The 26123-nt window shown below is 62.7% G+C and carries 28 protein-coding genes; 7 read left to right on the forward strand and 21 right to left on the reverse strand.

What is annotated here, in order from left to right:
- The first annotated feature begins 187 nt into the window (after positions 1-187).
- Entirely contained in the window at positions 188-637 is a 450-nt protein-coding gene (locus AC6JA3_RS13530) for a hypothetical protein (RefSeq protein ID WP_347783536.1), read from the forward strand.
- The gene (locus AC6JA3_RS13535; RefSeq protein ID WP_347783537.1) at positions 634-1263 is read left to right on the forward strand and encodes an SIMPL domain-containing protein; all 630 of its coding nucleotides are present in this window, start codon (positions 634-636) and stop codon (positions 1261-1263) included. Before AC6JA3_RS13530 ends, AC6JA3_RS13535 begins: the two co-directional genes overlap by 4 nt.
- Here AC6JA3_RS13535 and pcp read toward each other — a convergent pair.
- Positions 1260-1901 (reverse strand): pyroglutamyl-peptidase I, encoded by a 642-nt coding sequence (gene pcp, locus AC6JA3_RS13540; RefSeq protein WP_026541595.1) that lies wholly within the window; start codon positions 1899-1901, stop codon positions 1260-1262. The two genes, AC6JA3_RS13535 and pcp, sit on opposite strands and share 4 nt — an antisense overlap.
- 90 nt (positions 1902-1991) lie before the next feature.
- Here pcp and AC6JA3_RS13545 point away from each other — a divergent pair, with 90 nt between their 5' ends.
- Positions 1992-3074, forward strand: a complete 1083-nt coding sequence (locus tag AC6JA3_RS13545; RefSeq protein ID WP_497920160.1) for an Rv2578c family radical SAM protein — start codon at positions 1992-1994, stop codon at positions 3072-3074.
- 61 nt (positions 3075-3135) lie between these two features.
- Here the strand turns inward: AC6JA3_RS13545 and AC6JA3_RS13550 are convergent, their stop codons facing one another.
- Positions 3136-3570: a (deoxy)nucleoside triphosphate pyrophosphohydrolase gene (locus tag AC6JA3_RS13550; protein WP_497920161.1), complete on the reverse strand. Its 435-nt coding sequence runs from the start codon at positions 3568-3570 to the stop codon at positions 3136-3138.
- A 134-nt stretch (positions 3571-3704) separates the two neighbouring features.
- Between AC6JA3_RS13550 and AC6JA3_RS13555 the strand changes: the two genes are divergently transcribed.
- Positions 3705-4913, forward strand: a complete 1209-nt coding sequence (locus AC6JA3_RS13555) for an MFS transporter (protein WP_347783540.1) — start codon at positions 3705-3707, stop codon at positions 4911-4913.
- 89 nt (positions 4914-5002) lie between these two features.
- On the opposite strand, the gene AC6JA3_RS13560 is transcribed toward AC6JA3_RS13555, so the two are convergent.
- From AC6JA3_RS13560 to infC, 5 genes are all read right to left on the reverse strand, one after another.
- The gene (locus tag AC6JA3_RS13560; RefSeq protein ID WP_026547340.1) at positions 5003-5932 is read right to left on the reverse strand and encodes a cation diffusion facilitator family transporter; all 930 of its coding nucleotides are present in this window, start codon (positions 5930-5932) and stop codon (positions 5003-5005) included.
- A 100-nt stretch (positions 5933-6032) separates the two neighbouring features.
- Entirely contained in the window at positions 6033-6944 is a 912-nt protein-coding gene (locus AC6JA3_RS13565; RefSeq protein WP_026541590.1) for a TrmH family RNA methyltransferase, read from the reverse strand.
- 26 nt (positions 6945-6970) lie between these two features.
- Positions 6971-7645, reverse strand: a complete 675-nt coding sequence (rplT, locus tag AC6JA3_RS13570; protein WP_026547339.1) for a 50S ribosomal protein L20, sunset domain variant — start codon at positions 7643-7645, stop codon at positions 6971-6973.
- A gap of 119 nt (positions 7646-7764) precedes the next feature.
- On the reverse strand, positions 7765-7959 hold the full coding sequence (rpmI, locus tag AC6JA3_RS13575) for a 50S ribosomal protein L35 (protein ID WP_011774324.1): 195 nt from the start codon (positions 7957-7959) through the stop codon (positions 7765-7767).
- Between the two features lie 117 nt (positions 7960-8076).
- A complete protein-coding gene (gene infC, locus AC6JA3_RS13580; protein WP_026547338.1) occupies positions 8077-9132 on the reverse strand; it encodes a translation initiation factor IF-3 in 1056 nt (351 codons plus the stop codon).
- A gap of 407 nt (positions 9133-9539) precedes the next feature.
- Here infC and AC6JA3_RS13585 point away from each other — a divergent pair, with 407 nt between their 5' ends.
- On the forward strand, positions 9540-9938 hold the full coding sequence (locus tag AC6JA3_RS13585; protein WP_026541587.1) for a DUF1844 domain-containing protein: 399 nt from the start codon (positions 9540-9542) through the stop codon (positions 9936-9938).
- A 172-nt stretch (positions 9939-10110) separates the two neighbouring features.
- On the opposite strand, the gene AC6JA3_RS13590 is transcribed toward AC6JA3_RS13585, so the two are convergent.
- The 8 genes from AC6JA3_RS13590 to AC6JA3_RS13625 form a co-directional block, all read right to left on the reverse strand.
- Positions 10111-11415 carry an MFS transporter gene (locus AC6JA3_RS13590; RefSeq protein ID WP_026541586.1) on the reverse strand — a complete coding sequence of 435 codons (1305 nt, stop codon included), beginning with the start codon at positions 11413-11415 and terminating at the stop codon, positions 10111-10113.
- Between the two features lie 49 nt (positions 11416-11464).
- Complete coding sequence (locus AC6JA3_RS13595) at positions 11465-12379, reverse strand: SseB family protein (RefSeq protein WP_347783541.1); 915 nt, start codon at positions 12377-12379, stop codon at positions 11465-11467.
- Positions 12379-13122 carry a bifunctional 1-(5-phosphoribosyl)-5-((5-phosphoribosylamino)methylideneamino)imidazole-4-carboxamide isomerase/phosphoribosylanthranilate isomerase PriA gene (gene priA / locus AC6JA3_RS13600; RefSeq protein WP_026541584.1) on the reverse strand — a complete coding sequence of 248 codons (744 nt, stop codon included), beginning with the start codon at positions 13120-13122 and terminating at the stop codon, positions 12379-12381. Before priA ends, AC6JA3_RS13595 begins: the two co-directional genes overlap by 1 nt.
- Positions 13123-13170: 48 nt before the next feature.
- Positions 13171-13329: a CG2302 family histidine operon protein gene (locus AC6JA3_RS13605; RefSeq protein ID WP_167332884.1), complete on the reverse strand. Its 159-nt coding sequence runs from the start codon at positions 13327-13329 to the stop codon at positions 13171-13173.
- A complete protein-coding gene (gene hisH, locus AC6JA3_RS13610; protein WP_347783542.1) occupies positions 13330-14082 on the reverse strand; it encodes an imidazole glycerol phosphate synthase subunit HisH in 753 nt (250 codons plus the stop codon).
- Positions 14079-14705 (reverse strand): imidazoleglycerol-phosphate dehydratase HisB, encoded by a 627-nt coding sequence (hisB, locus tag AC6JA3_RS13615; protein WP_026541582.1) that lies wholly within the window; start codon positions 14703-14705, stop codon positions 14079-14081. Before hisB ends, hisH begins: the two co-directional genes overlap by 4 nt.
- Positions 14706-14751: 46 nt before the next feature.
- The gene (locus tag AC6JA3_RS13620) at positions 14752-15870 is read right to left on the reverse strand and encodes a histidinol-phosphate transaminase (RefSeq protein ID WP_347783543.1); all 1119 of its coding nucleotides are present in this window, start codon (positions 15868-15870) and stop codon (positions 14752-14754) included.
- Between the two features lie 77 nt (positions 15871-15947).
- Positions 15948-16307, reverse strand: coding sequence for a LysM peptidoglycan-binding domain-containing protein (locus AC6JA3_RS13625; RefSeq protein WP_026541580.1), 360 nt, complete (start codon positions 16305-16307; stop codon positions 15948-15950).
- Positions 16308-16679: 372 nt separating this feature from the next.
- Between AC6JA3_RS13625 and lexA the strand changes: the two genes are divergently transcribed.
- Positions 16680-17423 carry a transcriptional repressor LexA gene (gene lexA, locus AC6JA3_RS13630; RefSeq protein ID WP_026541579.1) on the forward strand — a complete coding sequence of 248 codons (744 nt, stop codon included), beginning with the start codon at positions 16680-16682 and terminating at the stop codon, positions 17421-17423.
- On the opposite strand, the gene AC6JA3_RS13635 is transcribed toward lexA, so the two are convergent.
- Together AC6JA3_RS13635 and hflX are read right to left on the reverse strand one after the other, a co-directional pair.
- Entirely contained in the window at positions 17420-19480 is a 2061-nt protein-coding gene (locus tag AC6JA3_RS13635; protein ID WP_347783544.1) for an ATP-dependent DNA helicase, read from the reverse strand. The two genes, lexA and AC6JA3_RS13635, sit on opposite strands and share 4 nt — an antisense overlap.
- Complete coding sequence (hflX, locus tag AC6JA3_RS13640) at positions 19473-21035, reverse strand: GTPase HflX (protein ID WP_026541577.1); 1563 nt, start codon at positions 21033-21035, stop codon at positions 19473-19475. The genes AC6JA3_RS13635 and hflX overlap by 8 nt, the downstream gene beginning before the upstream one ends.
- A gap of 525 nt (positions 21036-21560) precedes the next feature.
- Here hflX and AC6JA3_RS13645 point away from each other — a divergent pair.
- Positions 21561-22175 carry a class I SAM-dependent methyltransferase gene (locus tag AC6JA3_RS13645; RefSeq protein ID WP_026547335.1) on the forward strand — a complete coding sequence of 205 codons (615 nt, stop codon included), beginning with the start codon at positions 21561-21563 and terminating at the stop codon, positions 22173-22175.
- Here AC6JA3_RS13645 and dapF read toward each other — a convergent pair.
- The 4 genes from dapF to AC6JA3_RS13665 are packed head-to-tail and all read right to left on the reverse strand — an operon-like array spanning position 22156 to position 26105.
- Positions 22156-23124: a diaminopimelate epimerase gene (gene dapF / locus AC6JA3_RS13650; protein ID WP_347783545.1), complete on the reverse strand. Its 969-nt coding sequence runs from the start codon at positions 23122-23124 to the stop codon at positions 22156-22158. The genes AC6JA3_RS13645 and dapF overlap by 20 nt on opposite strands.
- A gap of 37 nt (positions 23125-23161) precedes the next feature.
- Positions 23162-24088: a tRNA (adenosine(37)-N6)-dimethylallyltransferase MiaA gene (miaA, locus tag AC6JA3_RS13655; RefSeq protein WP_347783546.1), complete on the reverse strand. Its 927-nt coding sequence runs from the start codon at positions 24086-24088 to the stop codon at positions 23162-23164.
- Between the two features lie 17 nt (positions 24089-24105).
- Positions 24106-25632, reverse strand: a complete 1527-nt coding sequence (gene miaB, locus AC6JA3_RS13660) for a tRNA (N6-isopentenyl adenosine(37)-C2)-methylthiotransferase MiaB (RefSeq protein WP_347783547.1) — start codon at positions 25630-25632, stop codon at positions 24106-24108.
- Complete coding sequence (locus tag AC6JA3_RS13665) at positions 25632-26105, reverse strand: regulatory protein RecX (RefSeq protein ID WP_397334569.1); 474 nt, start codon at positions 26103-26105, stop codon at positions 25632-25634. The genes miaB and AC6JA3_RS13665 overlap by 1 nt, the downstream gene beginning before the upstream one ends.
- Positions 26106-26123 lie beyond the last annotated feature (18 nt).

A 26123-nucleotide genomic window follows, 5' to 3' on the forward strand; every position in this document is an offset into this window, starting at 1 on the left:
GACGGGATTTAACCCACCAACCTGCGTCCCGCAATGTGAACGGCACGACGGCGGCGCCCACCGCGGGTGCCCGGGCATGCCGCCGGCGAGCGGGGCCATTGCGGCGTTGGCGAGCCACCGCCGTCGCTTGCTGATTCCCCGCAACGGGAGCGCGACGTGCAATGCCAGCGGGTCTAGCATTGGCCCCATGACACCCGCGCAACGGCTCAGGCAGCTGGCCAACGTCGTGAATCTGTCCACCCCATTGGGACTGGTGGTCGCCCTCGCGTCCCGAACCACGGTGTCGCGCGGACCGCGTGGGCTCCTGATCGCGGCCGGTTACGGCTGGAAGCTCCCTCATGCGGGGGCATTCACACTGGGCAACGTCATTCTCTACCGGGCACCCCACGGAGTTGCCGGCAGCAATCCTGTATTGCTGGGCCACGAGGAACGGCACAGCACCCAATACGCGTACTGCCTGGGCTTACCGTTCGTTGCCCTCTACGGAATCGCCGCGGGTTGGTCCATGCTCCGCAGCGGCAACCCGGCGTCGAGGAATTTCTTTGAACGCCAGGCCGGGCTCGCGGCGGGCGGATACATTGACAGTGACCACCATCGGCAGGACGCCCCTGCCGTCAAGGGAAACGAGGCCTCATGAAGCGAACCATCACCGTTACCGGCACTGCGAGCGCCAAAGCGGTTCCGGATCTCGTCACACTGACCCTGGGCGTTGAAACGCGCAGGGCCACTCCCGGGCAGGCTTATGGCGACGCCGGCAAGGCGGCAGGTGCTGTTGCGGCTAGCTTGCGCGATGCCGGCGTGACTGACGCCGACCTCCGGACCAGCGGACTGAATCTTCGGGCCGACCTTCTCTGGGTGGAGGGTCAAGGGCAGAAGGTCGCAGCATATGTTGCATCCACAAACCTGCAGGTGGGCATCCGTTCGCACGCTGATGCTCCGGCGGCCATTGCAGCCGCTGTTGCGGCCGGCGGTGACGACATCAGGATCAATGGAATCGAACAAGGCTTTGCCGATCCAGCCCTGGTGAACGCACAAGCGCAGGAAGCGGCCTGGAAGGACGCCCTGGCACGCGCCGAACAGTACGCAGCCCTGGCTTCTGCCCGCTTGGGGCAGGTCAAGTCCATATCCCAGGAACCGGTACATGGAGCCCCCATACCACTGGGCGGGATGGTCAGGGCATCGTTCTCCGCTGAAGCGCTGCCGGTCGAAGCCGGGGAGTCTGCTGTCTCGGCCAGCGTTACCGTGGAGTGGGAGCTCCTCTAGTGGATACTGCCAGCACTCAAGGCAGCATCCACCTTCGTCCCTAAGGCGGTCCGGACCACGACGGCGAGTCCCTCCGCCGCGGCTTCCAGGGGCATGCTTGGGGTTCCGCTTACCGGTGATACCTGGTCCGGAAGATACGGAATGTGCACAAAGCCTCCGCGGACCCCAGGGGTGGATGCGAGCAGGTGCATCAAGGCGTAGAAAACGTGGTTGCACACGTACGTACCTGCGGACTGGGATACCTCGCCTTTGATTCCTGCGATCTGGAGGTCCCGCAGCGCGGCCTTGATGGGCAAGGTGGAGAAGTACGCTGCGGGGCCGCCCGGGACGATTTCCTCGTCCACAGGCTTTTGGCCTTTGTTGTCGGGGATCCGGGCATCATCGCAGTTGATGGCAACTCGTTCCAGGGATATCCGGCCCCGGCCACCGGCCAGGCCTACACAGACCACAAGGTCCGGGTTGATGGTGCCAACTGCTTCGCTCAGTGCCGTGGCCGACTCACCAAAGACGCACGGCAGCTCGCGGGCTTCGACCTCGATCCCCTCAGCCCGGAGGATGTCCTGCGCGCGGCGCACGGCATGCCAGGAAGGATTGACATCGTCCTGGCCGAACGGTTCAAAACCAGTCAGCAGAATCATGGGGCAACCTTAGCAACGCCCGCTTGGGTATTGGAGACTTCAGGCGCTGGGTCCTTGACATCCATTCGAACATACCTTCGAATAGAGACCATGAGATGGGACGCACAAGCACTGTCACCTACCCGTGGACCGGCGTCCGACGACGGCGGCACTTCAGCTCCAGGCCCTGCCCCGGCCATGGATGCGCTACTGCCGCTGGCCGGGCTGGTGCGTTCCATCTCGACACCCGAATTCTCCGGAGTCACCTTTCATGAGGTCACCGCAAAGTCAGTGCTCAACAAGGTGCCTTCGGGTTCGGCCATGCCGTTTGAGTGGACCGTGAACCCTTACCGTGGCTGCAGCCACGCGTGCGTCTACTGCTTCGCCCGCAAGAGCCATACGTATTTGGAGTTCGACGCCGGACGGGACTTTGATTCCCAAGTAGTAGTAAAGGTCAATGCCGCCGAAGTATTGCGGAGGGAACTCGCCAAGCCGTCGTGGGGACGGCATCAAGTTGCTTTGGGAACCAACACGGATCCCTACCAGCGGGCCGAAGGTCGCTACGCCCTGATGCCCGGGATCATCCGTGCGCTTGCGGACTCGGGCACACCGTTTTCCATCCTGACCAAGGGCACCCTGCTGGCAAGGGACATCCCCCTGCTCAAGCACGCTGCCACCATGGTCCCTGTGGACCTGGGCATTTCGCTCGCGATGACCAATGAGGATCTCGCCGAACTGGTCGAACCTGGCACGCCCTCACCCCGGGCACGGCTCAAGCTCATCTCACGGCTCCGGGATGCCGGATTGGGATGCGGCGTCATGGCGATGCCCATCCTGCCTTGGCTGACCGACTCTGACGAAGCCCTTGATTCCTTGTTCAGCGAACTCGCAAAGGCCGGCGCCACCGGAGTCACCGCAGGCGCCCTTTATCTGAAGCCGGGAACGCGGGAGTGGTACATGAAGTGGCTGGCCGGCCAGCACCCCGAACTGGTCGGAAAGTACCGCCGCCTCTACGGACAGGGCTCTTACGTCTCCAAGGAATACAGCACCTGGTTGACCGGCCGGATCACCCACTTCAAAGCAAAGTACGGCTACAGCAGGACCTCCGGGTTCAGCCATCGCAATGCCCGTCCGCAAGCTGCCGAAAACCGTCCAGGCAATGTTTCCCTCCCAGGGCAGCAGCCACTGTTCTAAGCTGGTCGAACCGCCCTGGTCCTTGCCGTCTTACCTCCCTCAGCGCCAACCAGCGGTCCTGCTAGGCGGCCGCAGCCACCCGGTCCAGCAGCGCCCGAACAATGGGAAAGTCGGCCGGGATCCACTCCAGGCCGAGCGCTTGGTCATCATCCTCCACCGAAACCCAACGGAGTTCGTCGTGGTCTTCCAACGGCGCAGGCTCACCGGCGACAAGTTCCGCGAACCAAACACGCATGGCGGCCCGTTCATTGAGGGCCCACCCTTCGGGCCGGCCTGACTCCAGTTCCAGCCCGAGCCGGACCTCAATGCCCAACTCTTCGGCGAGTTCACGATGCAGGGCGGCCTCGGCAGTTTCGCCGGCTTCTACCTTTCCTCCAGGGAATTCCCACATTCCGGCGAACTGCGGGGGTGCTGAGCGGCGGGCAGCAAGAAGGCGCGTAGGTGCTTCCAGGGAGTCGACGATCGCAGCTCCAACAACGTTTATCAGTGCAGTCACTCCCCCAGTCTAGGGTGGGTCACTTGATGGGCATGATCACATTCGGAGGCCAAAGGACAAGCCGCGGCACTAAGCTTGTTATCGGATTTTCTCCAGATTCCCCAGCCACAAGGCACACCGTAAGAAACAGGGTTATGACTACCACCGCGCCCCCACCGACCACCGCCAAAGCAACAAGGCGCCACCTTGGCCTGGCCATCCTTGCCCTGGCCATGGGAGGTTTTGCCATCGGTACCACTGAGTTCGCCATGATGGGCCTCCTGAAGGAAGTGGAGGAGGGACTCGGCATCAGCACCCCCGAGGCAGGAAACCTGATTTCGGCCTACGCCCTGGGAGTGGTGATCGGCGCGCCGATCTTCGCCGCCTTTGGAGCCAAGCTCCCCAAAAAGCACCTCGCCTTGGGACTCATGCTGTTCCTGTCCTTGGCCAACCTGACATCCTTCGTCGCACCGGACTACGGCTTCATGCTGCTCTCCCGCTTCGCTTCGGGGCTTCCGCACGGGGCCTTCTTCGGCGTAGCAGCCGTCATCGCTGCAGGCCTGGTTGCTCCCACCAAACGCGGGTGGGCGATCTCCATGGTGATGGCCGGCCTCACGGTATCCAATGTCATTGGCGTACCGCTGGCCACCTGGGTGGGACAGACATTCGGGTGGCGGCTGCTCTTCATCATTGTGGGCGCCATCGGGTTGCTGACGGTGGCCATGGTGTGGAAATTCGTACCCTTCGAAGCAGCCCACCCGGATGCCAGCATCCGACGCGAACTCGGCGCCCTCAAGCGCCTCCAAGTATGGCTGGCCCTGCTGATCGGCATCATTGGTTTCGGCGGCTTCTTTGCCGTCTACACCTACATCGCGCACACCATGACCTCGGTGGCCGGAATCCCCGAGAGCCTCATTCCCGCCGTGGTGGCCCTCTATGGCCTCGGCATGGTGGCAGGCAACATCGTGGGTGGACGCATCGCGGACAAATCCGTCATGGGAACCATCTACTGGGTCATGCCGGGAATCGCAGTGGCCCTGGTGGTCTACGCCATCGCGGCGCATTGGGCCTGGGCGGCATTCATCATGGCCTTCGTCGTCGGAGGTGTCGGTTCGATGCTGACACCCGCACTGCAGACCCGCCTGCTGGATGCTGCCCCTGGCGCTGCATCCCTGGCGTCCTCGCTGAACCACTCTGCCCTCAACATTGCCAACGCCCTCGGAGCCTTCCTGGGCGGCACCGTGATCGCATGGGGATGGGGATATGTGGCCCCGGCACTGGTGGGCGCCGTGCTCGCCATACTGGGCCTCGGCGTGGCCCTGATCAGCGGCATGGTGGAACGCAAAAGGCCGCTTGTCAGCTGATGGCAACCAGCAGCACCGCCCGGAACATGGGCCAATGAAGAGGGGCTCCGCGTTGCGCGGAGCCCCTCTTCATTGCCCTGTGGCCTTAGTCAGCCCAGCCCAGGTGCCTGAACGCGTACGATGTCCGGCTCCAGATAGATGACCCTCGCAATGGGGACTGCTGCGCGGATCCGCTGTTCGGCGTCGTCGATCCCCTTGGCAATCTCCTGCCCCGTTTCAGAGGCTCCCATGGAAATCTTGGCGGCCACCAACAACTCTTCCGGGCCCAAGTGGAGTGTCTTGAGGTGGATGATGCGGGTTCCGTCCGCTTCCAACGCTTCAGTAATACGTTGGACGTCCTCTTTGGTAGCCGACTCCCCCAGCAACAGGGACTTCGTTTCCACCGCAAGTATCACCGCAATAGCCACCAGCAGGAGTCCGATCATGGCTGTACCCAGGGCATCCCAGACACCATTTCCGGTAACCAACGTCATGCTCACACCGAACAACGCGAAGAGCAAGCCAAGGAGCGCGCCGAAATCCTCCAGGAGGATGACAGGAAGTTCCGGCTGCTTGGCGTTACGGACAAACTTCACCCATGACTGCTTCCCGCGGATGTGGTTCGATTCGATAATCGCCGTGCGGAACGAGAACGACTCAGCCAGGATGGCACCGACCAGGACAGCCAGCGGCACCCACCAAAAGTCTCCCTCGATGCCATGAGGGTGCTGGAACTTCTCCCAGGCCTCATACAGGGCGAACAGGCCACCGACGCTGAACAACACGATCGAGACGATGAAAGCGTAGATGTACCGTTCGCGGCCGTAACCGAATGGATGTTCCGGGCTCGCCGCGCGCTTGGCACGCTTACCGCCCACCAGCAGAAGAAGCTGGTTGCCGGAGTCCGCCACCGAGTGGATGGCTTCGGCAAGCATGGACGATGATGCCGTCAAAAAGAACGCAATAAATTTCAGGACAGCAATGGTCAGATTGGCAGCCAGAGCCGCCACAATCGCTTTGGTACCGCCACCTGCAGCCACGAAAGCTTCACCTCTTCGGGTTTGGGAAGGAATGTCATGAGCCAAGAAGAGTCGTCATCGTCTGATCCCGCATGCATTACCGTACCCGGGGAGGCGGTCTTTAGACATTCCCCACTGTGACGCCCTGCTGGGAGCGTGCACTGGCGTAGAGGCATACTGTCGCCGCCGTTCCCAGGTTCAAACTCTCAGCCGCTCCGTAAACGGGGACAGCCACCCGGTGATCGGCAAGTGCCAGTTCATCATCCGACAAACCCTGCGCCTCATTGCCGAACAGCCACGCTGTAGGGGCTTCGAGGGCATACTCAGAGGCAACGGAACCGTTTCCAAGCCTTCGGGCAGCATTCTCGTCCTGGAGCTTGTCCAGGTTGACGGTCCCGTAGCCATCAGCGGCCAGGATGCCAATACCCCGCTCACGGCAACGCTCCACGAGGTCCTCCACATCGGCGCCGAGCACCACTGGAAGGTGGAACAGCGAACCGGCTGTGGACCGGACAGCCTTGGGGTTGTAAATATCCACGCTGGAACCTGTCAGCACCACGGCATCAGCACCTGCGGCATCGGCAGCGCGAAGGACAGTACCGGCATTGCCGGGGTCCCGGACCTGGCACATGACCGCGATCAGGCGCGGACCGGCGTCGAGTACTGATTCAAGGGTGACGTCCACAAAGCTGCACACAGCCACAATCCCCTGCGGATTGACTGTATCTGCCATGGCTGCCAAGACTTCGTCACTGGCCAGCCGGAGAGGAGTACCCAGGGCGAGCTCGGCGAGTTCCGGTAGACGGTCCAGGCACGCTTCGCTGGCAAAGACTTCATGCACGACGGCGGAACCTCCCGCCGCGGCACGCTCGCGGTGCAGGCTTAGCGCCTCACGCACCGCCTGCGGCCCCTCGGCCAGGAAGCGTCCGCGTTTTAAACGCGCCGGGCGCCCGGCAAGCTTGGCGACGTCCCTTACCCGATCTGCTCGGGGGTTGGTCATCGGAAAGTCTTGCGGGCGCCCGGTTTGGTTCATATAAAGAACTTTAGTGGCAGTTGCGACTAGTTCTTGATCTGCTGGCGTGCTTCGCCACCTGCAGGCTCGAAGCCGGCAGCCTTTGCAGCCTCAACGGTGGAGAACCAGTATTCAGCAGCGGTGGTGTTGTACCAGGTGGAACCCGGAACGTGGTACTTCTTGGACTCGGCGTTGCCCTTGATGGCGTAGCCTTCCGGAGCCTCGTCGCCATCAGCGGCAACTGCGCCATCGATGGCCGGCTTCTCGGAAACGACAGCCTTGACGGCCGTTGCCGTCGCAGCAGCCGGAGCAACCTTTGCAGCCTTCGGAGCAGCCTCGGCCTTGGCGGCCGGAGCGGACGTGTCAGCCGGAAGTGCAGCCTTTGCAACGTTCACCAGAGCGGCGAAAGCGTTGGCGTCAGAGACGGCCAGCTCGGCCAGCATACGGCGGTCAACCTCAACCTCAGCGGCCTTCAGGCCCTGGATGAGACGGTTGTAGGTGAGGCCGTTGGCGCGGGATGCAGCGTTGATACGCTGGATCCAGAGGCGACGGAAGTCACCCTTCTTCTTACGGCGGTCACCGTAGCTGTACACAAACGAGTGCAGCAGCTGCTCTTTGGCCTTGCGGTACAGGCGCGAACGCTGACCGCGGTAACCCTTGGCGCGTTCGAGGACAACCCGGCGCTTCTTGTGGGCGTTTACCGCCCGCTTCACACGTGCCACGTGCGTACTCCTTCAGAAATCTTTATCCCAAGCTGCTACTGCCGGAAACCCGGCCGGCCTGAGAAGGCTTTTGGTGTAGTCGGCCACTGCCGGATGGCAGTAACCAAAGAACTTGGAACTTAGACGCCGAGCATCTTCTTGATGACCTTGGCATCGCCCTTGAAGACGAGCTTGTCGCCGGCGAGGCGACGGGTCAGCCTGGAGGACTTGTGCTCCAGGTAGTGACGGCGGTTGGCCTGCTGGCGCTTCAGCTTGCCGGTACCGGTCAGCTTGAAGCGCTTCTTAGCACCGCTGTGGGTCTTCATCTTCGGCATGGGAACCGATCTCCTTACGTATCCACGGACGAGTCCGCGATTCTTTCGCGCAGCCGGCCCGCGAGGGCCGGCGTGCTGGTTGCTTGCCGGTGGAGGCGGGGCCTCCGCGGCGTTGAACTAGTTGGTCTTGCGTGACGCAGGCTTCGGCGCGGCCTTTGGGGCCGCGGGCCGAGCTGCCGGCTTGGGAGCTGCCGGCTTGGCCATGGGCTTCGGAGCCGCAGGAACTGCAGGCTTCGGAGCGGCCGGGACCACAGGCTTCGGAGTTTCAACCGGGGCAGCCTTCGCTGCCGGAGCCTTCTCAGCCGGAGCCTTTTGGGCCGGAGCAGCCTTTGCAGGTGCTGCCTTGGCCGGTTCAGCCTTGGGAGCCGGAGCTTCCTTGACTACGGGTGCTTCTTCAACAACGGGCGCCGGAGCTTCCTCTGCAACAGGAGCTTCCTCGGCTGGCGTTGCCTCTTCAGCTGCCGGGGCTTCTTCAACAACCGGAGCCTCTTGGACTTCGGCTGCTTCAACCTCAGGAGCCTCGGGAGTTTCCTGCGTGGTCTCCTCTTCGCCAACCAGCAGGCCGGCCGGAAGAAGGTCGCCCAAGCTCTGGGTCAGCGGAGCCTGGTCACCGTCGGTGTCCACGCGTCCGGAAGCCTTGGCCTCGTTCTGGGCCTTGGCTTCTGCACGCTGTGCCGCGCGGCGGGCTTCTGCCTTGGCTTCGGCCTTGTTCTTCAGCGGACCGATCACCATGACCATGTTGCGGCCATCGATGCGCGGGCTGGACTCTACGATGCCAACCTCGGCAACATCTTCGGCAAACTTCTGGAGAAGGCGGATGCCCATCTCGGGACGCTGCTGCTCACGGCCACGGAACTGGATCATGGCCTTGACCTTGTCACCTGCACCGAGGAACCGAAGGGCGTGACCGCGCTTGGTTTCGTAGTCGTGCTTGTCGATCTTGAGGCGGAAGCGAATTTCCTTCAGAACCGTGTTGGTCTGGTTCTTGCGGGCTTCGCGGGCCTTGACTGCAGCCTCGTACTTGTACTTGCCGAAGTCCATCAACTTGCAAACAGGAGGCTTAGCCTGCGGGGCAACTTCAACGAGATCGAGATCGGATTCGGCAGCAAGACGCAGGGCGTCCTCGATGCGGACAATTCCTACCTGTTCGCCGGCAGGGCCGACCAACCGCACCTCGGGGACGCGGATACGCTCATTGATTCTTGGCTCGCTAATGTTAAAGCTCCTGTGGTTGTGGTGATTTCACCGGCAAATAGAGAAGGCCTCCAATTGCTGGCGCAATCGAAGGCCTCGAAGATCGGCTGCACTGCCCCTACAGGGAGTACGCACTTCGGGTGGCTGTGCCACCCAAGTGTCCGACCAGGTACCCGGCAACCTCTTGTCCCCGAAGGGATCACGTCCCTGAAGGGAAACGGCTGACGCGGGTGGGAGAGAACTCCGCTTGCAAACTGAAAGACAATTCTACAGAAACAACCCGCCAAGTGCACATTGCACGCGGCGGGACCATTACTGCTGTTCTTGGCCCTGAACTTCCGGCCATGAATAACGACTTCCAGTCGGTCTGTGACAAGCTTACCAGTATGAGCACTGAAGACAGCAATTCCCGCAACTCCTACAGCGAAGACGCCGCGCCTGCCACCGATTCCGGTGTTTCCCAGCAGATCCGCGACATCGCTGAAGTACCGGCCGTGGAAGTCATCACCACTGGCGCCGTTCACTTGATGAGCGCAGCTGCGGTGAAGGTAGGCCTGGCGGACGACCCCAACGCAGAGGACCTCAAGGACCTCGACGAAGCCCGCAAGCTGATCACAGCCCTGGCCGGCCTCGTGTCGGCGGCTGCCCCGGAGATCGGGTCCCAGCACGCTGGTCCGTTGCGCGACGGCCTTCGCTCACTGCAATTGGCATTCCGCGAAGCCTCGCTCATCCCGGACGCCCCGGGCAAGGGCCCGGGTGAGAAGTTCACCGGACCGGTTAACTAGCCCCCAACTCCCCCAGGAATCAACGACGGCGGGTCGACCACATGTGGTCGACCCGCCGTCGTGCGTTCCCGGCTTGTCCGGCTTTGTCAGCTGTCTGGTTCGCTCGGCGCGCCCGGTTCTTCCGGTTCTTCCGGTTCTTCCGGTTTGTCCGTTTGGACCGCAGTTGATGCGATTAGACGCGGGCGGCCCGGCGGCGCAAGGAGGTCAGGAGCAGACCCGCGACGCAGAGCAGGACACCTGCCGAACCGATGGCCGCAAAGCCGGCGGAAGGACCAACCGTGTCGATGAAGACGCCGGCCAAAGGAGCGCCAAGGGCGACGCCTGCCGTGAGGGCAGAGCCATACCAGCCCATGGCCTCGCCACGGCGTTCCTCATCGACGAGGTCGGCCACCTTTTCCGAGGACGCGGACAGGACGGGCGCGCAGAGCAGGCCCGGCAAAAGCGACAGGAAGGCCAACGTCCAGGTGTCCTGGGCAAAGCCCATGGGAATAGTCAGTGCGGCCATTCCCAACAGGAGCAACATGGGCGAAATGGAACGCTTCATGGAGCCGTAAATCAGCCCGCCGACCACCGATGATGCGCACCAGAAGAAGAACACTATGCCGATCTGGTTCTCATGCCCGCCACGTTCCAACAGGCCAACGATGCTGACATCCGAGCCACTGAGCACCATGCCCGATCCCGCGGCCACAGCGAAAAGCGCAGCCACGGAGGCAGTGAACCAGGTGAAATTCCTGGCAACCCGGCTTTTGAGCGCTGCACTGCGCGACGTTGGAGACGTCATCTCGGAGGCCGCTTCCTGAACGTGCGCCGGCGCGGAAGCCACCATCGCCGCCTCCGCGGCAGCGAGGTCCGCCGCAGCACGGTCCGCGGACTCCTCCGGAGTGCAGGCGGTTTCACTTCGAGTCGGCGGGTTGAACCACATGAGGAACAAGCCAGCCACCGACACCGAGATGCCTACCGCTGTCAGACCGATCGCCGAGAAACCGGCCGTGGCCACAATGGCGCCAACGGCAGGTCCAATCATGAAGACAAGTTCCGTGGCAATGGAATCCAGGGCGAAGGCAGACCGGCGCTGCTCCCCCTCAACCATGACGCCCAACGACTGACGCACAACACTGAAGATCGGCAGGGTAAAGAGCCCGCCGACAAAAACCAATGGCAGAAGCCACTCGTAGGAAACGTGCGGGACGATGGACCAGATCACGGTCTCGGAGACCACGGAAGGAATCAGGGCCTTCCTCAGGCCCACCGTGTCAACCCTTCGGCCCCGCCACGGCGCGCCCACGGCAATGCCGATGGTCATGACAGCGGCGGCCGCGCCGGCGGCGGCGTATCCCTGATTCAAAGTCAAGACGATGTGCAACGTCAGCAGAACGCCTGCTGCAGAGTGCGGAATACGCGCGATCATGCCCACCACCAGCAAGCGCCGGACAGGGCGGATGGACAGCATCTCTTTGTAGAGAGCGAAATTCACTGGCTAAAACCTCTTGTTCCCCCGGGGCAGGCCGGGGAACCGGCTGCCATTAGTGCGGCCCAGGCTCCTGTGCTGCACGCTGCAATTTCACTTCAATGGAGTCAACGCCCTCTGCGAAGGAATCCATCCGCGCCCATGCCTCGTTAAGTTGGGCAACCAGCGCTTGGACAGCCACCGCATCGAGGCCATCTTCGAGATAGAGCACCACGCGCAACTCCGGACCGGAGCCGCCGCCAGACACGGTGCGGCCATCGGCTGTCAACGACGCTACGCCTGCGCCGGGTTGCGTCTGAAGCCGGCGGACCGTCCGGAAAGTTGACACTGTTGAAGCGAGAGCAGACTCCAGTTGATCATCAAGGTATGACGGCGTCCAGTCCCGCTGCTGGGCGAGGGCCCACAGGGCAGGGCGCCGGACCACGAACGTGAAGTCCGAGCCGGGATCCACAACAAGCAACTGCGCGCCTTCAGAGACTGCTGAGAGCGCAGCGCGAGCCGCATAAACCGCCACGGGACGGGCTTCGCCGTGCCAGGCTTCCAGTGCTGCAGCAGAAGTGAACACGGGCATCGCCTTGCGACCGTCTGGCGCCTTGAGTGTGACCAACGCCATATCAGCCTGTTTGTCGGCGTGCAGCCCCTCGACGCCCTCAGCTTCCTCAGCCAACTGCGCAACGACCGGAACGAATACCCGTGCAGTCGCCAGCGAGGCAACAACGTCGGCCTCGGTACCGGCACCTTGGATCAGCGAGGCGATGGCGGTGAGGTAGCCGGCGTCGGCCGTTCCGTCGTCGTCCTCAAAGTTATGGATCCTGGCATCGTCCCCACTAAGGCTCCTGCCCGCCCACGGCTGCCCCGCCGAGTCCGTTGCTCCCCCGGCACCGGCCAATGCGGCAGCAATGTGGCCTGGCAAGTGCCGGCTTCCGGAACCTGTCTGGTTACCTTGCCGATGTCCGGCGTCGTGGGGCATCAGCGACGACCGGCAACGTCCAGGGCTTCGGGCAGCGTGAAGGCACCGGCGTACAGAGCCTTGCCCACAATCGCGCCCTCAACGCCCAGGGGCACCAGTTCACGCAGCACCCTGAGGTCCTCAAGGCTGGAAATCCCACCGGAGGCCACAACGGGCTTGCCGGTCTTCTCCACCATTTGACGCAGCAGTTCCACATTGGGCCCCTGCAAGGTTCCGTCCTTGGTGACGTCCGTGACTACATAACGTGCGCAGCCGGCATCCTCGAGGCGGGCCAGGACCTCCCAAAGGTCGCCACCCTCCTTGGTCCAGCCGCGCCCGGCAAGGGTGGTACCGCGGACATCGAGTCCGACGGCGATCTTGTCACCAAAGCGGTCGATGGCCCTGCGGGTCCACTCCGGGTTCTCAAGCGCTGCCGTGCCAAGATTCACGCGTGCGACGCCCAGTTCAAGGGCGCGGTCCAACGACTCGTCATCACGCAATCCTCCGGACAGTTCCACCTTCACGTTCAGCTGCTTCACCACCTCACTGATGAGGCCGGCGTTGTTGCCACGGCCGAAAGCGGCATCGAGGTCAACCATGTGAACCCATTCAGCGCCGGCATTCTGCCAGTTCAGGGCTGCTTCCAGGGGGGTTCCGTAGCTGGTTTCCGAGCCGGCCTCCCCTTGGAGGAGGCGGACCGCCTGGCCGTCAACGATGTCGACGGCGGGCAGGAGTTCCAGCACGGGCTGGGCGGAGGTGGTCATGTGGGTCCTTGGAGTTCGAGGTTCGACGCGGTCTGGTTGATGCCCGGTTCAGTTACCGGGCAGCGTCAAGAGGTAGGCCGCCAGCAGGGACATCCCTGCCAGCGCGTAAAAAGCAATGGAAACCCAGCGCGGTTTCTTCTGCTGGTGGAAGGAAATACCGCCTCCCACCAGCACGCCGGCGAGGCCCATGAGGACAACAGACCACATCTAGGCGGCACCGCTTCCGCTGGCTTCGGCCGCTGGAGTTGCCGGCTTTTTCAGGCCGTCCACCCAGTTCCTCAGCAGGCGCGCACCGGCATCGCCGGACTTCTCCGGGTGGAACTGCGTTGCGCACAACGGGCCATTTTCGACGGCGGCGATGAAGCGTGCGCCGTGCTCTGACCATGTCACCCGGGGCGGAGCCATGCGCGGTTGAACAACATCGAAGTTCCACTCCTGCACACCGTACGAGTGCACGAAATAGAAACGCTCGTCCTCGACGCCGGCAAAAAGCCTGGAACCTTCCGGAACATCCACCGTGTTCCAGCCCATGTGCGGGACAACGGGTGCCGGCAGGAGTTCCACCTTGCCCGGCCACTCGGCCATGCCTTCGGATTCGGTGCCGTGTTCCACCCCGGCTTCGAAAAGGACCTGCAAACCAACGCAAATGGCAAGTACCGGGCGCCCACCGGCAACCCGGCGACCGATCATGCGGATGCCGTCTACTGCTTTGAGTTCCTTCATGACGGTTTCGAAGGCGCCGACACCGGGGACCACCAGGCCGTCGGCATTGAGTACGTCTTCGGGTTTGGAACTGAGCACGACATGAGCCCCGGCACGTTCCAAGGCCCTGACAGCCGAACGAACGTTGCCGGAACCGTAGTCGAGCACCGTGACAGTGGGCTTGCCTTCCGGCGACGTGGGCTTGACCGAAGCGATGGTGTCGGCCACTGCCCCGTCCTTGAGTACCTGACCGCTCACAACGCCCCCTTGGTGGAGGGAATGCCCTCGACCCTGGGATCGGATTCCACCGCGGCACGGAGCGCCCGGGCAAAGGCTTTGAACTGGGCTTCCACGATGTGGTGGGGATCGCGGCCGGCGAGAACGTTCATGTGCAGGCAAATCCCTGCGTGCAGGGTAATGGCCTCAAAAACGTGGCGGGTCAACGAACCGGTGAAGTGACCACCAATCAAGTGGTACTCCTGGCCGGCAGGTTCTCCGCCGTGAACCAGGTACGGCCGGCCCGAGACGTCCACCACGGCGTGCGCCAGGGCTTCATCCAAAGGAACGGTGGCTTCACCGAAGCGGCGGATCCCGGCCTTGTTACCCAGGGCTGTGCGCAGCACCTCACCGAACGTGATGGCCACATCTTCCACCGTGTGGTGGGCATCGATGTGGGTATCGCCGGTGGCTTTGACGGTCATGTCAATCAGCGAGTGCTTGCACAGTGCCGTGAGCATGTGGTCATAAAACGGCACGGAGGTGCTGATGTCCGAGACACCGGTCCCATCCAGGTTGATCTCCACCAGGACTGAGGATTCGCTGGTGGTGCGCTCCATGCGCGCGGTGCGGGCAGCGGACGGCGTGGCGCCGGTTTCGCTCATTGGGATGTCCTTATACACGAAGAGTGAATGGGTTCAACATACAAGTTTAGGCGGGCTGTGACCCCTGGCCGTCCAACAGCGCTTCCAGCGCCTGGAGGAACGCCGTGGTTTCCGGCTCTGTTCCGGCCGTAACCCGCAAGTGGCCGGGAATGCCGACGTCGCGGATCAGGACCCCCGCATCAAGCAGGCCCTGCCAGATCGCATGCGGGTTCTCGAGCCCACCGAAGAAAACGTAGTTGGAGTCCGACGCTGCAGGCTTCAAGCCCATGCGCAGGAGTTCGGTCACAATCCGGTCGCGTTGGATCTTAATGTCCTCGACGTCGGCCATGAGGGCTTCGCGGTGATTAAGCGCGGCGAGGGCGGTCGCCTGCGTGACAGCCGAGAGGTGGTACGGGAGGCGGACCAACCTGATGGCATCCGTGACCTCCGGCGCCGCGGCCATGTAACCCAGCCGGGCACCCGCAAGGGCAAACGCCTTGCTCATGGTGCGGGAAACGATCAAACGCTCGCGCCCAGGCAGCAGGGTCAGTGCGCTCGGCGTATTGTCGTGGGCGAACTCGTGGTAAGCCTCGTCAACAATTACTATGGCCCGGCTGGCTTCGCCGGCCTCGTAAACAGCCTCAACGACATCAAGGCCCAGCCCTGTGCCGGTTGGATTGTTGGGAGAGCAGAGGAACACAATGTTGGCTCCTGTTTCACGGACCTGGGCGGCAGCCGAGGCTGCATCGAGCCCATAGTCCTCGGCCCGGACCCCCTGGACGTACTCTGTATCCGTGCCGCTGGCCAGCAACGGGTACATGGAGTACGTGGGCGGGAATCCCAGCGCCTTCCGGCCAGGTCCGCCAAATGCCTGGAGGATCTGCTGCAACACCTCATTGGAACCGTTGGCTGCCCAGATGTTGCCGGGAGTGAGACCGTGGCCAAGGTATTCGGCCAACGATTCCCGGAGTTCAGTGAACTCCCTGTCCGGGTAGCGGTTGAGCCCGGTGGCGGCAGCAGCTACAGCTTCCGTGATGGCCGCCTGAACATCCGCAGGGACTCCATGGGTGTTTTCGTTGACGTTGAGCAAAATGGGAACATCAAGCTGCGGCGCGCCATAGGGGCTCAGTCCACGCAGGTTGGTCCGGAGGGGTAGTCGGTCAAGTCGCTCAAGCTGGTCACTCACCACCCCAGTTTAAGGGGCTGGGTGGACTGGCCACTAACTGTGACGCCAAACCCCGGCGGGCGCCGGGACGGAATTGGCTAGCTGGCGGGTACAAACAGCTGCTGGCCAGGCTGGATGCGGCCACCGCGGAGGTCGTTCAACTGGATGATCTCGGCGATGACATCGCGCGGATCCCGCTCAGGAGCGGCAGCCCCGGCGATGCCCCACAGTGACTGACCCGGCTGGACCGTTACCGTTACCGCAACAGGTGGCCGAAGCTGCGCCTGCGAATCAGATGCCTTTGCAGGAGAGGTGATGAAACCAGCAAGGCTCAGCAGCGCAGCCACCAGCAGCATCGCAGGGATGCCGAAGAAGACGATCCGTCCCCGTCGGGTCAGACGCAGGCGCGTCGGCGCCTGGGTGGTACGGAAATCAGCGAACGTAGTGATTGCGGACATGAGCTGAGCCCTTCTGAGCTATTGCCGTGCGCCGGATCCCGGTACATGGCTGCCAATTCTTTGGTGTTCCCCTGCGTGTCACGGCTTGTCCGAACACTTTGTTCGAACACTCTGTTCGAACACTCCGTTCGAACATCGGGCCCCAACAGCAGGTTTATAGAACACATATTCGAACCTTGCTATGACATTTTTAGCACTTATCAACGAACGGTGTCGAGACTCGCTAGAACAAATGTTTGATAAAGGCCTGTGGCTGCCCTACGTTTGAGTGAAGAAACAGCACTGTTTCAGTGGAACAGGAGGGTCTGACATTTTTGGCAGACCCCTTCGTCCCCGGGCACACTCCGGGCGGAATGAAAGGCATTGGCGAACATGGCAGCGAAAGCCACCGGCGGCGGGGCACCCCTGCGGAGCCAGCAGCCTCAAAAGAGTCCCAAAAGCCTGACCGTCCGGCAGAAGAAGATCCTGGAAACCATCCAGCGATCAGTCAACGACAACGGGTATCCGCCCAGCATGCGCGAGATCGGTGACACTGTAGGGCTCGCGAGCCTGTCGAGCGTGACTCACCAGCTCTCCCAGCTGGAAAAACTTGGTTATCTCCGCCGCGATCCCAAACGTCCCAGGGCCATGGAAGTCCTGATGCCCCTTACCCTCGATGGCGGACCCATCCCGGGAGTGGAAGCGCCGGCAACTCTGCGCAGCACGGGCGGCTTTGCCGTGACGGAGCTTGCCAGCGCCAGCGATACTGCCATGGTGCCCTTGGTTGGCCGCATTGCTGCCGGCGGCCCCATTCTGGCTGACCAGACTGTGGAGGACGTGCTTCCCCTGCCCCGGCAGCTCGTCGGGCATGGCGAGCTGTTCATGCTGAAGGTGGCCGGCGATTCGATGATCGACGCTGCTATCTGCGACGGCGACTGGGTTGTGGTCCGCCGGCAGAACGACGCGATTAATGGAGACATCGTCGCCGCCCTGCTGGACGACGAAGCAACCGTCAAAACCTTCCGCCAGCGCGATGGCCATACGTGGCTTCTTCCCCAAAACACCCAGTACGAACCCATTTTGGGCGACCAAGCCACCATCATGGGCAAGGTCGTATCGGTCCTGCGCTCCCTCTAGGAGGCCTTGGAGGACCCCAAACGTTCCAGCACGCCCCGAACCACTGCGCGGTCCGTCGTAGCCCAGAAGGGCGGCAGTGCAGCCCGGAGGAAGCCTCCGTAGCGCTCCGTCGAGAGCCTGGAGTCCAGGACAGCCACAACCCCTTTGTCGCCGGTGGACCGGATAAGCCGGCCTGCTCCTTGAGCCAGGCGGATAGCGGCATGAGTAGCTGACACGGCCATGAAACCGTTCCCGCCGGACTGCGCCACAGCGCGTGAGCGGGCAGTCATCAGGGGGTCATCGGGCCGCGGGAAGGGAATACGGTCAATGACCACCAGGCGGCATGAACCACCCGGGACATCCACGCCCTGCCACAAGGACATCGTGCCGAAGAGGCAGGTATCGGGTTCATCGGCAAACTGCTTGACCAAGGCTGCCATGGTGGATTCGCCCTGGCAGAGGATATTGACATCAAGTCGGAGCCGCATGGCATCGGCAGCTTCCTCGGCGGCCCGTCGCGAGGAAAAAAGGCACAATGCTCCCCCGCCGGAGGCACGGATGAGGTCTTCCAACTCATCCAGGGCATCAGGTGAGGTTCCACGGCCTGGCTTGGGCAGGTGCTTGGCCACGTACAACACCCCTTGTTTGGGGTAGTCGAAGGGTGATCCGACGTCGATCCCCGTCCAGCTCGGTGCACCATCGCCGATCAGCCCCAGGCCTCCGGCTGCCGGCTCAAAAGCCGAACCGATGGCCAGCGTCGCGGAGGTGAGCACCACCGTGTGGCCCGCAAACAGGCCTTCCCTCAACCTGCCAGCAACGCTCAACGGAGCGATGTTGATAAGAGCAGGGGCAGTCTCGTCGGGTTGGGAATACCCCTGGCTGGGGTCAAAGGTGCTGTTCCGCGAGAACCATACGACTTCCCGGTTCTCCTTGGCGGCCAGCATGCGCTCACACAGCTCCAGGATGAGCATGAGCCGTGAGCGGGCCAGTTGCCGACCGCCGTCGACCGCGTTTGAAGAGTCGGTCTTCGAATCCGACAACGCCGCGCGCGTGGCTTCGCGCAACTGATCCAGGCAATCGAGCTGTTCGTCGTTGAGTCCGCTGGGCAGAAGTCCATTGGGAACGCCCGCTATGGCCATGTCCAGGCGATCGGCCGCGGCATTGAGCGCATCCACCGTAATGGCGGTGTGCTTGCGGGCACTTGACGCCGCTGCGTGGACCATCGCCACGGACAGCTGGCCGGAGACCGCGCCGGTGACGCGGTCCTGCAGTTCGTGCGCCTCGTCAACCACCACGACGTCATATTCAGGCAGCACAGCGAGCCCCTCAAAAGCGCTGACGGCCAGCATGGCGTGGTTGGTAACCACAACGTCGGCCTCACCGGCCCGTGAGCGCGCCAGCTCGCTGAAGCACTCTTCGGCCAGCGGACACTTCTGCGCGCCGAGGCACTCCATGGAGGTGACAGAGACCTGTCTCCAGGCACGGTCCGTGACGCCGGGCATAAGCTCGTCACGATCGCCTGTAGTGGTCTTCTCCGCCCATTCCCGGAGCCGGACCACTTCCTTGCCCAACTGGGATTGCGGCCCACCCATGGATGCAGCAAAGTGCGGGACGCTGGTGTCCTCGCCCAAAGAGAAGAGCTGCCCTTCGGAAGGCTCCTCACTGGGGAACCCGCCTTCAAGTTTTTGCCGGCAGACATAGTTGGCCCTGCCCTTGACCAAAGCCACCTTGACTGGCCGTTCAAGGGCGGGGGTAATGTTCTCCAGCAGCCGCGGCAGGTCACGGCCCACAATCTGGGTTTGGAGTGCCAAGGTGGCGGTGGACACCAGAGTCGGTTTGGCGCTGTCCATTGAATGCGCGATCAACGGGATCAGGTACGCCAACGACTTACCTGTGCCCGTTCCCGCCTGAACCAGCAGGTGCTCCCCGGTTTCAATGGCCCTGGCAACGTGTTTGGCCATCTCGTGCTGGCCGGCACGGCTCTGACCACCCATGCCGGCAACAGCCCGGTCCAACAACTCGAGGGTGGTTTTCTCCCCCAATGACTCAGCGGCGTCCGCCGCCACGTTCTCAACCATTAGTGACGAACGGCTCCAGTTCGGCTGCCAGGCCTTCGCGGACCATGACAACTACGCGGGTCCCGTTTTCCTCGTGCTCCAAGGTCAGGATCTCCGAGTCGGAGCTGTGCAGTTTACTGATCATTTCGCCGCGATCGTAGGGAATGAGCAGTTCCAGCCGAACTCCAGGCCGGGGAATGGATTGGCTGATGTCTTCCAACAACTCGGCGATGCCCTGGCCCGTACGGGTGGAAACCACCGCGTGCCGGGGTTCCTTCTGCTTGAGCCGCTCCACGACGAAGGGATCCGCGACGTCAACCTTGTTCAGGACAATGATCTCGGGCACCTTGCGGGCGTCGACCTCCGTGAAGACGGAGCGGACGGCAGCGATCTGGCCCTCCGGATCAGGATGCGAGGCATCCACCACATGCAGGATCAAATCTGCGTCGGCCACTTCCTCCAGGGTGGAACGGAAAGCCTCGATCAGCTGCGTGGGCAGTGAACGGACAAACCCCACGGTGTCAGCAAGCGTGTAGCCGATGCCATCCGGAGTCTGGGCCTTACGGACAGTGGGATCCAAGGTGGCGAACAGCGCGTTCTCCACCAGGACACCGGCATCAGTGAGGCGGTTCAGCAGCGAGGACTTTCCAGCGTTCGTGTAACCGGCGATCGCGACAGAAGGAACGGCATTACGACGGCGGTTGGCCCGCTTGGTCTCACGCGCCGGCTTCATGGCAGCGATTTCACGGCGAAGCTTGGCCATGCGCGTGCGGATCCTGCGGCGATCCAGCTCTATCTTTGTTTCGCCCGGACCACGTGAACCCATTCCGGCGCCGGCCCCGCCCACCTGGCCACCGGCCTGGCGCGACATCGAGTCGCCCCAACCACGCAGGCGGGGCAGGAGGTACTCGAGCTGCGCAAGCTCAACCTGGGCCTTGCCCTCACGGCTCTTGGCATGCTGGGCGAAGATGTCCAGGATCAGAGTGGTCCGGTCGACAACCTTGACTTTGACAATGTCCTCAAGCCCACGGCGCTGGGAAGGCGCCAGTTCGGTGTCAACCACGACGGTATCGGCGCCTGTGGCGGCAACGATGTCCTTCAATTCCTGTGCCTTGCCTGACCCCAGGAAGGTGCCCGGGTCCGGCTTCATGCGCCGCTGCACCAAGCCATCGAGGACTTCCGAACCGGCCGTCTCAGCCAGGGCAGCCAACTCCCGCAGGGAGTTCTCGGCATCTGCAAGAGTGCCCTCGGTCCACAAGCCGGCAAGGACAACGCGTTCAAGGCGCAACTGCCGGTATTCGACTTCGGTGACATCTTCGAGTTCCGTTGAAAGTCCGGCAGTACGGCGCAGGGCCCGGCGCTCTGCCAGGTCTTCCTGGTCACCGTCGTAGATGCTGTGTTCCTGGTCAAGGGTGGAGATGGCTTGCGCCTTGCCGAAAACCCCGCTGGCATCGTTGTCATCGGATGCCTGCGCAGGTACATCCTTGGAAAGAATCCGGTCGATCACGGCCTGGATTTGTTCAGGACTCATGTCCTGGGCGTCGGAATCGGATCCGGAGTGCTTCTGGGTGGTCATGGTCTCCTTAGACTGTTCGGCAATTCCAGAATAGTGCTGTTTGTTGTTTGATGGGGCGCTATTCGCGCTGGGCTGACGGGCTTGGGCCAAAGAGGGCCTCCTGTGCTGGCCTGCTGCCTGTGAAAGGGCAGCAGCTGCTGTGATCTGGCATGGTGGGATCCGCTCGGAGGTTCCTGGCCATCTCAAGATTGCACTGGTCAGCTGACCTGTCGAACTACCAAGAGCCGGCGGTTCAGTGGCCTGACGGAAGGGTGTGATCTTCGATGCGTCCATGGCCCTGATGGGCCAACAGACTGTGCCGTAGGAGCTGCCTGGCGGAAAGACCGTGGCTTGGCTCAATGCCAAGGACCGGCCTGCATCGCGGGCTGTGCCGTACAACGCCTGAAAATTCAGACGGGTTTCGGCCTACTGATCGAAATTACTCGAAGATCAAGAACATGCATTCAACATTATCATCCGATGTCAAATCATCCGTTGGGAGCCGCAGTTTCCCATGGCGCCGCCAGCCAACTAATCTGGCAAATTATGGAGTCTGCACACTATTTCACCGCCCAGCCAGCCGGACCGTTCACCAGGAAGCCTTTGACTGTTGAACTCGCTGGGGCCACGCGCCACCTGCAGACCTCCTCGGGCATCTTCAGTCCGGACGGAGTGGACAAGGGCACAGCGATCCTCTTCTCGGAAGTTCCGCCGCCGTCGCCGCAGGGAAACCTGTTGGACATAGGTTGCGGCTGGGGTCCCATCGCACTGACACTGGGGCTGATGGCGCCGCATGCCAAAGTACATGCAGTGGACGTCAACGAACGCTGCGTCACCTTGACCAACGAGAACGCGGCAGCCCTTGGCTTGGCCAACGTAAAGGCCAGCCTGCCACACGAGGTGGACCCCGCCGTCGAGTTCGACACCATCTGGTCCAACCCGCCCATCCGCATCGGCAAAGACGAACTCCACACCCTGCTGCTGACATGGTTGCCCCGGCTGGCCCCGGGAGGAAATGCCTGGCTGGTGGTCCAAAAGAACCTTGGCTCGGACTCCCTCCAGCGATGGCTGGCCGGCGAACTGGATGCGGGCTACACAGTGACCCGCGAGAGCACGTCCAAGTCGTTCCGGATCATACGTGTCAGGAAAGCGTCCCAGTAGCCACAATGACTGCCGGACCGCTGAGCTCCACGTGCTCGCGCCCGCCGGCGCCGGGGAAGAATTTGACGTCCACGACGCCGCCGGGCACCATCACGTGCCAATCGTTTGGCGCGGTGTTACCGGCCCAGTGACGGATCGCGACGGCCGCGGCACAAGCGCCGGTACCGCAGGATTGCGTCTCCCCTACGCCGCGTTCATGGACGCGCATGGTGATGGTACCGACCCCATCCTCAACCAAGGGATCGGCCGGAACCACGAATTCAACGTTGGTACCGTTGGCAGGCTTGGGATCCACCACCGGGGCCTTGAACAATTGCGTTGCCGACAACTCTTTGAGTTCTGCCAAGGCAACCACGGTATGGGGATTGCCCATGCTGACCGAGAGGCCGGGACGTGCCACTTCCAGGCCGTCCGCGCTGACCAAGGCGTCCATGGCCTTGCTGGTGGCCTCCTGGGGGAAGATAAACTCCCATGGCCCCATGTCTACGGCGTATCCGTTGGCCGTACGGACCACTTTCTTGATTCCTCCCCTGGTGCCGATGGTCAGGGTTTCACCCGGACCAAGGTCAACCAGTTTCTCGGCAATGAGGAAGTGGACGAACACGCGCACGCCATTTCCGCACATCTCCGAGAGGGAACCGTCGCCGTTGCGGTAGTCCATGAACCACTCGGCGTCCGGATCCTGTTCCAGGAGGTTCCTGCCCTCGGGGAGGAACCGTGACGGCACGGCACGGATGAGGCCGTCACCACCGATGCCAGTATGCCGGTCGCACAACTGCGCAACCTGTTCCGGAGTGATCTCGTGGGCGTCGCCGGGGTCGGCAATAAGGACGAAGTCGTTGCCGGTTCCGTGCCCCTTGGAAAACGGCAGCCCCGCAAGGCTGGAGGCGGTCACGGAGCCAAAGGCAGTTGCAGGCTGCGAGGCGGGAATTGCGGAGGTTTCGTCCATGGCACTAGGCTACCTGCCGCGCAGGTAGGGCCCGAAATTACGCGGGCTGCTCCCCGGCCGCAGCCACCGCCTTGCTGAGAAGTTCAGGGTCGTGCCAGTCGAACCAGGTGATGCGGGGGTCAGCCCTGAACCAGGTGAGCTGACGCCGGGCAAACTGCCTCGTGGCAACAATGGTCTCCTCCGCAGCTGTGGCAACGTCGGCCCGGTTGTCCAAAACATTCAGGAACTGTGAGTACCCCAGTGCGCGGGAGGCTGTCTTGCCTTTCCTGAGGCCGGCAGCATCGAGCCGTTCAACCTCCTCCAAAAGGCCAACCTCCACCATCCGGTGGACCCGCAACGCCAACCGCTCCCTCAGCACCTCCCTGTCCACGGACAACCCGATCTGCAGGGCCGGCTGGAAGTACTGACGCTGGGGCATGAATGAACTGAAAGGCCGTCCGGTGAGCTGGTGTACTTCAAGGGCACGGATCACCCGGCGCGCATCCCCCAGACGGGCAGCCGAGACGGGATCTACGTGCTCGAGCCGGGCACGCAGCGGTGCAAGGCCGTCCGCGTCAAATTCTTCTTCCAGGGCCTTCCGGACAGCGGAGTCTGTACCAGGGAACTCCAGGACGTCCAGCGCGGCCCGGACATAAAGACCCGATCCTCCCACCAGGATGGGGCGCTTTCCCCGCGAACGGATTTCAGCGATGGCCCTCCGGCAATCCGCTTGGAAGTCCGCGACGCTTGCCTCCTGGGTTACGTCCATGATGTCCAGCAGGTGGTGGGGCACTCCCCTGCGCTCGTCCACGCTGATTTTGGCTGTCCCTATGTCCATGCCTCGGTAGAACTGCAAGGCGTCTGCATTGATGACCTCGCCGTCCAAGGCGAGGGAAAGACCGACGCCCAGGTCCGACTTACCGGAACCAGTAGGGCCGACCACTGCTATGACGGGCAGGGAAGCATCCTCTGAGGAAACAGGCACGTGATCCGGATCCTGCGTCAGGCGCGACGGGCAGGCAACGACGGCATTCCCAATGACACGCCGGCCTTACCGGCTGCGCCGGGGGCCGGGACGCCGCAGGAGTCAGCTTGGGAACGATCCCAAGCATCACCGGCACGGGAGCGGCGCAACACGTAGTCCCCTGCCGTGGCGGGATCAGCCACGAGGTGGAAGGAAGCGGCCTCCGTAATGGTGACAGTGACGAAGTCGCCGGGACGCGGAGATTCTGCGCCGGCCGGCACGGAGAAGTGCACCAGGCGCTGGTCCCTGGAACGGCCGGACAAGCGGTGGGTTTCCCCGGCCTTGCGCCCGGACTGTGCCGTCACCAGGACCTCGACCGTCTGGCCCAACTGCTTGGCATTCTCCTCCGCGGCAATGCGGTCCTGAAGGGCCGTCAGCCTTTCGAAGCGTTCCTGGACCACGGCTTTGGGAAGCTGATCCGGCAAGTCCGCGGCCGGGGTCCCGGGCCGCTTGGAGTATTGGAAGGTGAAAGCGGAGGCGAAGCGGGATTTCTCCACAACGTCCAGGGTGGCCTGGAAGTCGTCCTCTGTTTCACCCGGGAATCCAACAATGATGTCCGTGGTGATGGCCGCATTGGGAATCAGCTCACGGACTTTGTCAAGAATGCCCAGGAACCTGCTGGAGCGGTAGGACCGGCGCATATCCTTGAGTACTTTGTCAGAGCCGGACTGCAGCGGCATGTGCAGCTGGGGCATCACATTGGGCGTCTCGGCCATGGCTTCGATGACGTCATCGGTGAAGGCTGCCGGGTGGGGGCTGGTGAAGCGGACACGCTCCAGACCTTCGATTTCGCCGCACGCCCGCAGGAGCTTTGAAAAAGCCTGGCGGTCCCCGAACTCCACGCCGTACGAGTTCACGTTTTGGCCCAGGAGGGTCACTTCCACCGCGCCGTCGTCCACAAGGGCCTGGATCTCTGCGAGGATCTCACCCGGCCGGCGGTCCTTTTCCTTGCCGCGGAGCGAAGGCACAATGCAGAAGGTGCAGGTGTTGTTGCATCCCACAGAGATGGAAACCCAGCCTGAATACACCGAATCCCGCTTGGTGGGAAGGGTGGACGGGAAGACATCCAGGGACTCGAGGATCTCAAGTTGCGCTTCATTATTGTGCCTGGCACGGTCCAACAGTGCGGGCAGGGCCCCGACGTTGTGGGTACCGAACACGGCGTCGACCCACGGCGCCTTCTTCACGATGGTTTCGCGGTCCTTCTGTGCCAGGCAACCACCAACTGCAATCTGCATGCCGGGGTTTTCCGCCTTGACCTGCCGGAGCTGGCCGAGGTTTCCGTAGAGCTTGTTGTCCGCATTTTCCCGCACGGCACAGGTGTTGAAGACCACCACGTCGGCCAGTTCGCCCTCGGCGGGGACATAGCCTGCGTCCTCCAGGAGTCCCGCCATGCGTTCTGAATCATGAACGTTCATCTGGCAGCCGAACGTCCGGACCTGGTAGGTCCTGGGCTCAGCGGAAGGAATGGTGGCAGCTGTTGGGGAAGGAATGGTCAAACTCACTACTCAAGGGTACCGGCTTCTGCCAGCACCTCACCGACGATCCTGAATGCCATGGAGGGCGCGTAGCCCTTCCGTGCCAGCATCGACGCCAGACGGCGCGTGTACTTGTCCCGCTCCGCCCTATCGTTCAGGTCCACACCGGGCCGAAGTTTGCGTTGAACCAGTTCCCGCGCAGCCAGTTCCTCGTCCTGGTCACTGAGCTGGGACAAGGCTTCTTCAGCCGCATCCAGTTCGATTCCCTTGTCCGCCAGTTCCCGTCGAATGGCGCCCTTGGCGAGCTTCTTGCTCTGGGAACGACTGCGAACCCACATCCGGGCGAACTCAGCATCGTCTATGAGTTGGACTTCTTCGAACCGGTCCAGAACTGCCTCTGCCACATCCTCGGGCACATTGCGTTCCGCGAGCTTGCGCGAAAGCTGAAGCCGGCTCCGCGGCGCCATCGTCAACTGCCTCAAGACGATGGCGCGCGCCACGGATTCGGGATCAGGCTC

The sequence above is a fragment of the Arthrobacter sp. TmtSoilC79 genome (assembly GCF_059739405.1).